7 protein-coding genes are annotated in these 9,540 nt (G+C 68.0%); 2 read left to right on the plus strand and 5 right to left on the minus strand.

The features are described 5' to 3' along the window. Positions 1 to 180: 180 nt before the first annotated feature. From VMJ70_05385 to kdpF, 5 genes are read right to left on the minus strand one after another with little or no spacing between them, the layout of a single operon-like run. On the minus strand, positions 181 to 1,242 hold the full coding sequence (locus tag VMJ70_05385) for an outer membrane beta-barrel protein (protein HTO90544.1): 1,062 nt from the start codon (positions 1,240 to 1,242) through the stop codon (positions 181 to 183). Beyond that, positions 1,239 to 1,820 (minus strand): potassium-transporting ATPase subunit KdpC, encoded by a 582-nt coding sequence (kdpC, locus tag VMJ70_05390; protein HTO90545.1) that lies wholly within the window; start codon positions 1,818 to 1,820, stop codon positions 1,239 to 1,241. The genes VMJ70_05385 and kdpC overlap by 4 nt, the downstream gene beginning before the upstream one ends. 9 nt (positions 1,821 to 1,829) lie before the next feature. Next, positions 1,830 to 3,902 (minus strand): potassium-transporting ATPase subunit KdpB, encoded by a 2,073-nt coding sequence (gene kdpB, locus VMJ70_05395; GenBank protein HTO90546.1) that lies wholly within the window; start codon positions 3,900 to 3,902, stop codon positions 1,830 to 1,832. Further along, positions 3,899 to 5,647: a potassium-transporting ATPase subunit KdpA gene (gene kdpA, locus VMJ70_05400; GenBank protein ID HTO90547.1), complete on the minus strand. Its 1,749-nt coding sequence runs from the start codon at positions 5,645 to 5,647 to the stop codon at positions 3,899 to 3,901. The genes kdpB and kdpA overlap by 4 nt, the downstream gene beginning before the upstream one ends. 1 nt (position 5,648) lies before the next feature. Then, positions 5,649 to 5,738: a K(+)-transporting ATPase subunit F gene (gene kdpF, locus VMJ70_05405; GenBank protein ID HTO90548.1), complete on the minus strand. Its 90-nt coding sequence runs from the start codon at positions 5,736 to 5,738 to the stop codon at positions 5,649 to 5,651. A 273-nt stretch (positions 5,739 to 6,011) separates the two neighbouring features. On the opposite strand from kdpF, the gene VMJ70_05410 reads away from it, so the two are divergent. Then, entirely contained in the window at positions 6,012 to 8,714 is a 2,703-nt protein-coding gene (locus tag VMJ70_05410) for a sensor histidine kinase KdpD (protein ID HTO90549.1), read from the plus strand. After that, entirely contained in the window at positions 8,711 to 9,421 is a 711-nt protein-coding gene (locus VMJ70_05415) for a response regulator (protein ID HTO90550.1), read from the plus strand. Before VMJ70_05410 ends, VMJ70_05415 begins: the two co-directional genes overlap by 4 nt. Positions 9,422 to 9,540 lie beyond the last annotated feature (119 nt).

Raw genomic sequence — 9,540 nt, forward strand, 5'->3', positions numbered from 1 at the left:
GGCTCGAGCTCGTCGACCTCGCCGGGCGGCGCGTGCTGGTGCGCGACGTGAGCGGCGCGGGCTCGCACGTCGAGCGCCTGGCCGGATCGGAGCCGCTGGCGCCCGGGGTCTACCTCGTGCGTCTGATCGATGCGGGCCAGACGCGCGCGGCGCGTGCGGTCGTGCTCCACTAGCGCGCGCTCAGAAGGTCATCGCGGCGCCGAGCGCCACGGTCCACTGATCGCCGTGCCCGTCGTAGACATCCAGCGTCGAGTGGTCGTAGCGCAGCTCGGGCCGGATCAGCGCGGAGGGAATCCCGCGGATGATCGCGGTGGTGGTAATCGACACGACCGTCTGGCCGGCGTTGGCGGGAAACCCTGTCACGCCCGAAGTACGAACGCCGTCGGCGTCGTCGAGTACGTCGCCGCGCAACGCGAGGTCGAGGCCGGAGCGAAGCGGAAACTGAATCCAGAGTCCGGCCGCCTGCCAATCCGCGTCGAGCGCCTCTTCACGACCGGCGTCGAGCTGGAGGGTTCCCTGGATCGAACCCAGGCGCCCGTTGGCCAACACCTCCAGGCCCGAGCGCAGCCCGCCGACGCTGTCCGGAAGCTCGGAGCCCGAGTAGCCGAGCAGCGCCACGCCCCGGGTCCCGTCGCTCCAGCCCAGCCGCCCGAACACGGTCTTGTGCTTGTTGTTGTCCGTGACCACGTCCCAGCCGTTGGTGACCCGGGCCCGAGCCGACCACCGGCTGGTGCCGGTCCAGGCGACATCGAGACCCAGGTCGGTGAAGTTCTCGATGTAGATGAACTGAGATCCGACCGACAGGTTGGGGTTGCCGACGCTCTCGATTCCTTCGTACCCGAGCATCGTCGCCATCTTTCCGGCCGACACCTGCAACGACTGGGCCGGGAGGCCGACCACCAGATAGGCCTTGACCAGGTCCTCCTCGGGTCCGACGTCGAGCCCGGCGGCGTGGATGGTTGCCGCGTGGTTCCCGACCATGGCCTCGACCAGGAAGCCGGTGCCGGGCCGATCCGTGGGCACCGCCCGCTGAAGCGTGAGCGCGGCGGCATCCAGCAGGAACTCGTCGTTCCGCGGGAGATACAGGTTGCCTACGATCGCGCCGTCCAGATCCTGTGTGCCGTGCGCGAAGGAAGCCTGCACGAATCCGCTGGCCTGCAGGGGGCTGGTGGAAGTCTGAGCCTGAAGGGGGGAGGCGCAGAGGATCAGCGCCATGGTGGGCCACATTCTGCGAAGAGTCATCGCGAAGCCTCACTTGTCGCGTCGAGCGCGAGATTCAGTTCCAATACGTTCACCACCGGCTCACCAATCACGCCCCACAGGCGCTTCGTCGTGTGGCGGGCCACCAGCGACTCGACCTGATCGCGCGAGAGCCCGCGCGCTTTCGCGACGCGCGCGACCTGATACTCGGCGGCGGCCGGACTGATGTGCGGATCGAGGCCACTGCCCGAGGCGGTGACCAGATCGACGGGCACCGGCAGCTTCGCGTCCGGATCGGCCGCACGCAGCGAGTCGATGCGGGCCTTCACCGCGTCGAACAACGCGGGGTTGAGGGGGCCGTAGTTCGAGCCCGACGAAGCGCCGGCGTTGTAGGCGGGCGAGGTCGCCGAGAGCCGGCTCCAGAAGTAACGCGGCTGGTCGAAGGACTGACCGATCCACGAAGAGCCCACGATCCGGCCGCCGCGGACGATCAGGCTGCCGTTGGCCTGATGCGGAAAGAGCGCCTGGGCGAGGCCGGTGACCGCCAGCGGGTAGAGCACGCCGGTGATCAGGCTCAGTACCAGCACCATCAGGATCGCGGGACGGAGTTCGGAACGCATGGCTTCCTCTCAGGTAAGTCGCAGGGCGACCAGCAGCATGTCGATCAGCTTGATGCCGATGAACGGCACGATCAGTCCGCCCACGCCATAGATCAGCAGGTTCAGTTGCAGCACCGCCGAGGCGCCGAGCGGCCGGTAGCGCACGCCGCGCAGGGCCAGCGGAATCAACGCGACGATGATGAGCGCGTTGAAGATGACCGCCGATAGGATGGCGCTCTGCGGGGTGGCCAGGTGCATGATGTTCAGGGCGCCGAGCGACGGGTAGGTGGCCGCGAATGCCGCCGGGATGATCGCGAAGTACTTGGCCACGTCGTTGGTGATGCTGAACGTGGTCAAGGCGCCGCGCGTCATCAGCAGCTGTTTGCCGGTCTCGACGATCTCGATCAGCTTGGTCGGGTTCGAGTCGAGATCCACCATGTTGCCGGCTTCCTTCGCGGCCTGAGTGCCGGTGTTCATGGCCACCGCCACATCGGCCTGCGCCAGCGCCGGCGCGTCGTTGGTGCCGTCGCCGGTCATGGCGACCAGCTTGCCGCCCTCCTGGTGCTTCCGGATCAGGCGCAGCTTGGCCTCGGGAGTGGCCTCGGCCAGGAAGTCGTCGACGCCGGCCTCGGCGGCGATCGCGGCTGCGGTGAGCGGGTTGTCGCCCGTGATCATCACCGTGGAGATGCCCATCTTGCGAAGCTGGGCGAAGCGATCGCGGATGCCGCCCTTGACCACGTCCTTGAGCCGGATCACTCCCAGCACTCGCGAGCCTTCGGCGACCACCAGCGGAGTCGCGCCCTCTCGTGCGACGGTCTCCACCACGTTCCGCACCGCCACCGGGAACTCGCCGCCCTTGCCGGCCACCCACGATTGAACCGCCTCGGCCGAGCCCTTGCGGATCGCGCGGCCGTCGAGGTCGACGCCGCTCATGCGCGTCTGCGCGGTGAACGGTACGAACACCGCGTGCGTCGCCTGCAGTTCGCGCTCTCGCAGGCCGTAGCGCTCCTTGGCCAGCACCACGATGCTGCGGCCCTCGGGGGTCTCGTCCGACAGCGAGGCCAGCTGCGCGGCGTCGGCCAGTTGCTCGTGCGTCACTCCGTCGGACGGGATGAGTTCGGTCGCCTGACGGTTGCCCAGCGTGATGGTGCCGGTCTTGTCGAGCAACAGCACGTCCACGTCGCCGGCCGCTTCCACGGCGCGACCCGACATCGCCATGACGTTGGCCCGAAGCAGCCGGTCCATTCCGGCGATGCCGATCGCCGAGAGCAGGCCGCCGATCGTGGTGGGGATCAGGCAGACCAGCAGCGCGACCAGCACCGTCACGCTGACCACCGTGCCGCCGCCGCCGGACTTCACCGCGTACAGCGAGAACGGGAGAAGCGTCGCGGTTGCGAACAGGAACACCAGCGTGAGCGCCACCAACAAGATGGCCAGCGCGATCTCGTTTGGCGTCTTCTGCCGCCGCGCGCCTTCGACCATCTCGATCATGCGATCGAGGAACGTCTCGCCCGGATCCGCCGTGACGCGCACCACCAGCCAGTCCGAGAGCACCCTGGTGCCGCCCGTCACCGCGCTGCGGTCGCCGCCGCTTTCGCGGATCACCGGCGCGCTTTCGCCGGTGATTGCGCTCTCGTCCACCGACGCCACGCCCTCGATGACATCACCGTCACACGGAATCACGTCGCCAGCGGCGACCACGACGGTATCGCCGCGCCGCAGCGTGGGCGCAGGCACCACGGTGATCGACATGCGATCCGCGGGATCCAACAGCTTCTTGGCCATGAGATCGGTGCGCGCGCGGCGCATGCTCTCGGCCTGAGCTTTGCCACGGCCTTCGGCCATCGCCTCGGCGAAATTGGCGAACAGCAGGGTGAACCACAGCCAGGCGGCGACACCCAGGATGAATCCGGCCGGCGCCTCGCCGTGGCCGCTCAGGGCCTGCGCGCCGAGCACGGTGGTGAGCACGCTGACCACGAAGACCACGAACATCACCGGGTTGCGCACCTGCTGGCGCGGGTCGAGCTTCAGGATCGCGTCGAGGGTCGCCCTTTGGATGATCGCCCTCTCGAACGTCGGGCGCTTGCGTGACGACGAAGTCATGGCCGACCTCCGACCATCACCAGGTGCTCGACGATCGGGCCGAGCGCCAGCGCGGGAAAGAAGGTGAGCGCGCCGACCACCAGCACGGTCCCGATCAGCAGCACCACGAACAGCGGCGTGTGGGTGGGCAGAGTGCCCGCGCCCGCAGGCACCGATTTCTTCGCGGCCAGCGAGCCCGCGATCGCGAGCGCCGGGATCTTCAGCCAGAAGCGGCCAACAAACATCGCGATTCCGAGCATGCCGTTGTACCAGGGTGTGTTGGCATTGAGTCCGGCGAAAGCGCTGCCGTTGTTGTTGGCCGACGACGAGAACGCGTAGAGCACCTCGCTGAACCCGTGGATACCGGGGTTGAAGATGGTCTTGAGCCCGGCCGGGGCCACCACCGAGATCGCGGTGCCGACCAGCACCACCGCGGGCGGCAGCAGCACCATGAGCGAGGCCATCTTCATTTCGTACGACTGGATCTTCTTGCCGATGTACTCGGGGGTGCGGCCGACCATCAGTCCGGCCACGAATACGGCGATGATCGCGAACGCCAGCATGCCGTAGAGCCCTGAGCCGACCCCGCCGTAGATCACCTCGCCGAGCTGAATGAGCCACATGGGAATCATGCCGCCGAGCGGCGTGAATGAGTCGTGCATGGAATTGACCGAACCGTTCGATGCGCACGTGGTGGTCACGGCCCAGAGGGACGAGAGCCCGATGCCGAAGCGCGCCTCCTTGCCCTCCATGTTGCCGCCGGGCTGAGTCAGGCTCGCCACCTGATCGGCGCCCAGGGGGGTGAGACGCGGGTTGCCGGCCTGCTCGGACCACTGAGCGATCACCAGGCACGCCACCATCACCGCCGTCATCGCGGCCAGCACCGCCCAGCCCTGGCGAGTGTCCCTGACCATGCGGCCGAACGAGTAACAGAGCGCGCCGGAAATCAGGAGTATCGCGAGCAGCTCCAGGAAGCACGAGAGTGGCGTCGAGTTCTCGAACGGGTGCGCGGAATTGGCGTTGAAGAACCCGCCGCCGTTGGTGCCCAGCTGTTTGATAGCGATCTGCGAGGCCGCCGGCCCGAGAGCGAGGATCTGGTCGGTGATCGGCTTGCCGTCAGGGCCCGCCACCGGTTCCACGACGTGCGCGGTCACATAGGGAGCGAACGTCTGCACCACACCCTGCGAAACCAGCGCCAGCGCGAGAACGAACGACAGAGGGAGCAGAATGTAGAGCGTGGTGCGCACCAGATCGGCCCAGAAGTTTCCGATCGTGGCCGAGGAATGGCGCGCGAAGCCGCGCACAAAGGCGGCCAGCACCGCGATGCCGCTCGCCGCCGAAACGAAGTTCTGCACTCCGAGCCCCAGCATCTGGGTCAGGTAACTCATCGTGGTTTCGCCCGCGTAGCCCTGCCAGTTGGTGTTGGTGGCGAAACTCACCGCGGTATTGAACGCCGAATCAGGCGTGACCGCGGCAAGATGCTGGGGATTGAGCGGCAGAAGATGCTGGAGCCGCTGCAGGGCGTAGACCACGAGCAGCCCCGCGAAATTGAAGAACAGCACGGCCCCGGCGTAGCGCTTCCAGCCCATCTCGGCGGACGGATTCACACCGGTCAGGCGGTAGCACAAACGCTCGAGAGGACCCAGCACCGGCGAGAGCCAGGTGCGATGCCCCTCGAGCACGCGGGCCATGAACAGGCCCAGGGGCTTGGCCGCGAGCAGCAGGACGACCACATAAGCCACGAGCTCGATCAGAACGGGAGACATGCTAGAAGCGCTCCGGGCGGAACAGGGCGTAGGCGAGGTACAAGAACAGCAGAAGCGCGATCACGAACGCGATGACGTAGAGCAGGTTCACGACGCATCCCTCGAGCGATCGCACAATTCGAGCAATCCGAAGGTCGCGAGCGCCAGCACCAGCACGAGCAGCAGCCAGGTCAGGTCCATTCCGTTTCTCCTCCTGCGGCGAATTAGACGTCAGGAGCGGATCAGGCGGGTGTAGGGAGGCGCCGGCAGCGTATCAAGATTCCATTAGGATTCATGGGGCCGGGCCGCGCGCATTGGAGGTGGCGGCGAATCGCTTCTAGGATGGCCACTCCCCGGTGCCCGAGCGCCGGGCAGGAGGCCCGCGTTGAACCGACCGTCGCGACCTGATCCCGACATCCTGCTGAAACGGCTCCACCATGAGGAGCACCTCGCCAGGCGCGCCAAGCTCAAGATCTTCTTCGGCGCCTCGGCCGGCGTGGGAAAGACGTTCGCCATGCTGGTCGAGGCCCATGAGCGGAAGCGCTCGGGCACGGACGTGGTGGTCGGCCTGGTCGAGACCCACGGCCGGCGAGAAACCGAAGCCTTGCTCGACGGCCTCGACGTAGTACCGCGCCTCGACCTCGACTACCGCGGGACGCGGTTGACGGAATTCGATCTCGACGGCGCGCTGCGCCGCCGGCCCGCCCTGCTGCTCGTGGACGAACTGGCGCACACCAACGCCCCGGGTTCGCGACATGCCCGGCGGTGGCAGGACGTGCTCGAGCTGCTGGACGCCGGCATCGAGGTCTACACGACGCTCAACGTCCAGCACGTCGAGAGTTTGAACGACGTGGTGGCCCAGATCACCGGCATCACCGTGCGGGAAACCGTCCCCGATTCGGTGATCGATCGCGCCGACGAAATCGAGCTGGTGGATCTGCCGCCCGACGATCTGCTGCAGCGCCTGCGCGAGGGCAAGGTCTACGTGCCCGATCAGGCGGCGCGCGCCACCGAGAGTTTCTTCCGCAAGGGCAACCTGATCGCGTTACGCGAGCTGGCGCTTCGCCAGACCGCGCAACGCGTGGACGCGCAGATGGAGTCGTACCGCCTCGCCCAGGGAATCGCCGAACCCTGGCCGGTGCGCGAGCGCATCCTGGTGTGCATCGGCAATCCCGAGAGCGGGGTGCGCCTGGTGCGTTCGGTGCGGCGGATGGCAGCGGCGCTCAAGGCCGAGTGGATCGCCGTGCACGTCGAGACACCGGGCCAGGTCGGCGCGGCGCAGATGGTCCGCGATCACATCATCGACGTCATGGGACTGGCCGAGGATCTCGGCGCCGAGACCAACGTGCTCACCGGACTTCGCGTCAGCGACGAGATCCTCGCGTTTGCCCGGGTGCGTAACGTCTCGCGCATCGTGGTCGGCAAGCCCAGCCGCCCGCGCTGGCAGGAGCTGCTGTTCGGCTCGCTGGTCAATACGCTGGTCCGCGACAGCGGCGACGTCGACGTGTACGTCATGCGTGGCGAGGAAGACGAGACCGAGCCCGCCCTCGAGCCGCGGCCCCCGCGGCCGATCCGCTGGCGCGGCTACGCCGGCAGCATCCCGATCGCGCTGGCCTTCACGCTGGTGGCATTCGCGATGTACGGACATTTCGACCTGTCGAACATCGCCATGGTCTATCTGCTCGGCGTGGTGGTGGCGGCGGCGGCTTTCGGTCGCGGGCCGGCGTTCGTGACCGCGTTGCTCAGTGTCGGGCTGTTCGATTTTCTATTCGTGCCCCCGCGTTACACGTTCGCGGTGCACGACACCGAGTACATCATCACCTTCGGTGTGATGCTGGTGGTGGGGGCGGTGATCGGGTCGCTCACCGCGCGCAAGCGCGAACAGACCGAAGCCGACCGTCAGCTCGAGGGTCGCTCGTCCGCTCTCTACCATTTGAGCCGCGAGCTCGCGGCGCGTCGCGGGGTGGCCGACCTGATGCAGACCGCGGTGTCCCACGTCTCGCAGGTGTTCGACTCGCGGGTGGCCATCCTGCTCCCGGGCCCGCACGATCGCGTCGAGGTCGGCGCCGGCGACCGCACATTGTTCGGCAATGTCGACCACGAGCGCGGTGTCGCCCAATGGGCGTTCGACCACGCCCAGCCGGCCGGGCTCGGCACGCCGACGCTGCCGGGGTCGGCGGCGCTGCATCTCCCGCTGATCGGCTCCGAGGCGCCGGTGGGAATCCTGGCGGTGCGGCCGGCGGACCCGCAGCGACTGCGGGATCCGGAGCGGATTCAGCTGCTGCGCACCTTCGCCAACCAGATCGCGCTGGCGCTCGAGCGCGCGCGACTGGTGGAGCAGGCCGAGCGCGCCGAGATCGAGGTCGAAGCCGAACGCACCCGCAACGCGCTCCTGAGCTCGGTGTCGCACGACCTGCGCACGCCGCTCGCCGCGATTCTCGGCGCCGCCACCAGTCTGCGCGACGACGCCGGCCGTTTGCCCGCCGAAACGCGCCACGAGCTGGCCGACACCATCGCCGACGAGGCGACGCACTTGAACCGCCTGGTCGGCGATCTGCTGGACGTGACCCGGCTCGAATCGGGAGCGCTGCCTCTTCATCGCGACTGGCACTCGGTGCAGGAGCTGGTGGGCGTCGCCCTGGGCCGTCTCGAGGCGCAGATCGGCAGCCGCGTGGTGCGGCTCGACCTGTCGCCCGAACTGCCGCTGGTGTCGCTCGACGACGTGCTGTTCGGGCAGGTGCTGATCAATCTGATCGAGAACGCGCTTCGCTACAGCCCGGAATCGAGCCCGATCGAGATCTCGGCGCGCATCGAAGGCGGCGAGCTGGTGCTCGAAGTGGCGGATCGCGGGCCGGGACTCCCGCCTGGCGAGGAGTCGAAGGTGTTCGACAAGTTCTACCGTGGTGATGGTCCAGCGAAGCGCGGCGGCGTGGGACTCGGGCTCACCATCAGCCGAGGCATCGTGGAGGCGCACGACGGCACGCTGACCGCCGAGAACCGGCCGGGCGGTGGCGCGTGCTTCCGCATCCGCCTGCCGGCGAGCGCCGACGCGCCGCTGGTGGAGCCGGAGTCGCGGGAGCGCTCATGAACGCCGGCGCCGCGAGCACGCCCGCGCCGCTGGTGCTGGTGGTGGAGGACGACGCTCCGATTCGCCGCTTCCTGCGCGCGGCGCTCGAAGCCAACGGCTATCGGCTTCGCGAAGCGCTCACCGGCAAGGAAGGGCTCGCGCTCGCCGCCACCGACGTGCCCGATCTGGTGCTGCTCGACCTCGGGCTTCCCGATATCCCGGGGCTGGAAGTCGTAAGGCGCCTGCGGGAGTGGAGTCGGGTGCCGATTGTGGTGGTCTCGGCGCGCGGACAGGAGCAGGACAAGATTCTCGCGCTCGACGCCGGCGCCGACGATTACGTCACCAAGCCGTTCGCGATGGGCGAGCTGCTGGCGCGCCTGCGCGTCGCGTTCCGGCATCGCGCGCGCGGCGAATCGGACGACGAAGGCATGATCGAATCGGGTGAGCTGCGCGTCGATCTCGCGCGAAGGCGCGTGACGATCGGGGACGCCGAGGTGCGGCTGACGCCAATCGAATATCGATTGCTGGCGGAGCTGGCGCGACACGCCGGGCGCGTCCTGACGCACGAGCATCTGCTGCGCGAAGTGTGGGGGCCCTCGCACGTGCGCGATCATCACTATCTGCGCGTCTACACGGCACAGCTTCGCCAGAAGCTCGAGCGCGAACCGGCGCGGCCGAAGCTGCTGATCACCGAACCGGGCGTGGGCTACCGTCTGGCGATGCCGTGATGTGCTAGCATTCGATCGTTCCCGGGGGCCCTGTGTGCTCCCGCCTCTTCAACCGGTGGACCTGTGCGCCTCCGCAGAAAGGAAAGGACGACACCATGACCTCCCGCTCCGCTGATCCG

It is taken from the genome of Candidatus Sulfotelmatobacter sp. (assembly GCA_035498555.1).
Classification (GTDB): Bacteria; Eisenbacteria; RBG-16-71-46; order RBG-16-71-46; family RBG-16-71-46; genus DATKAB01.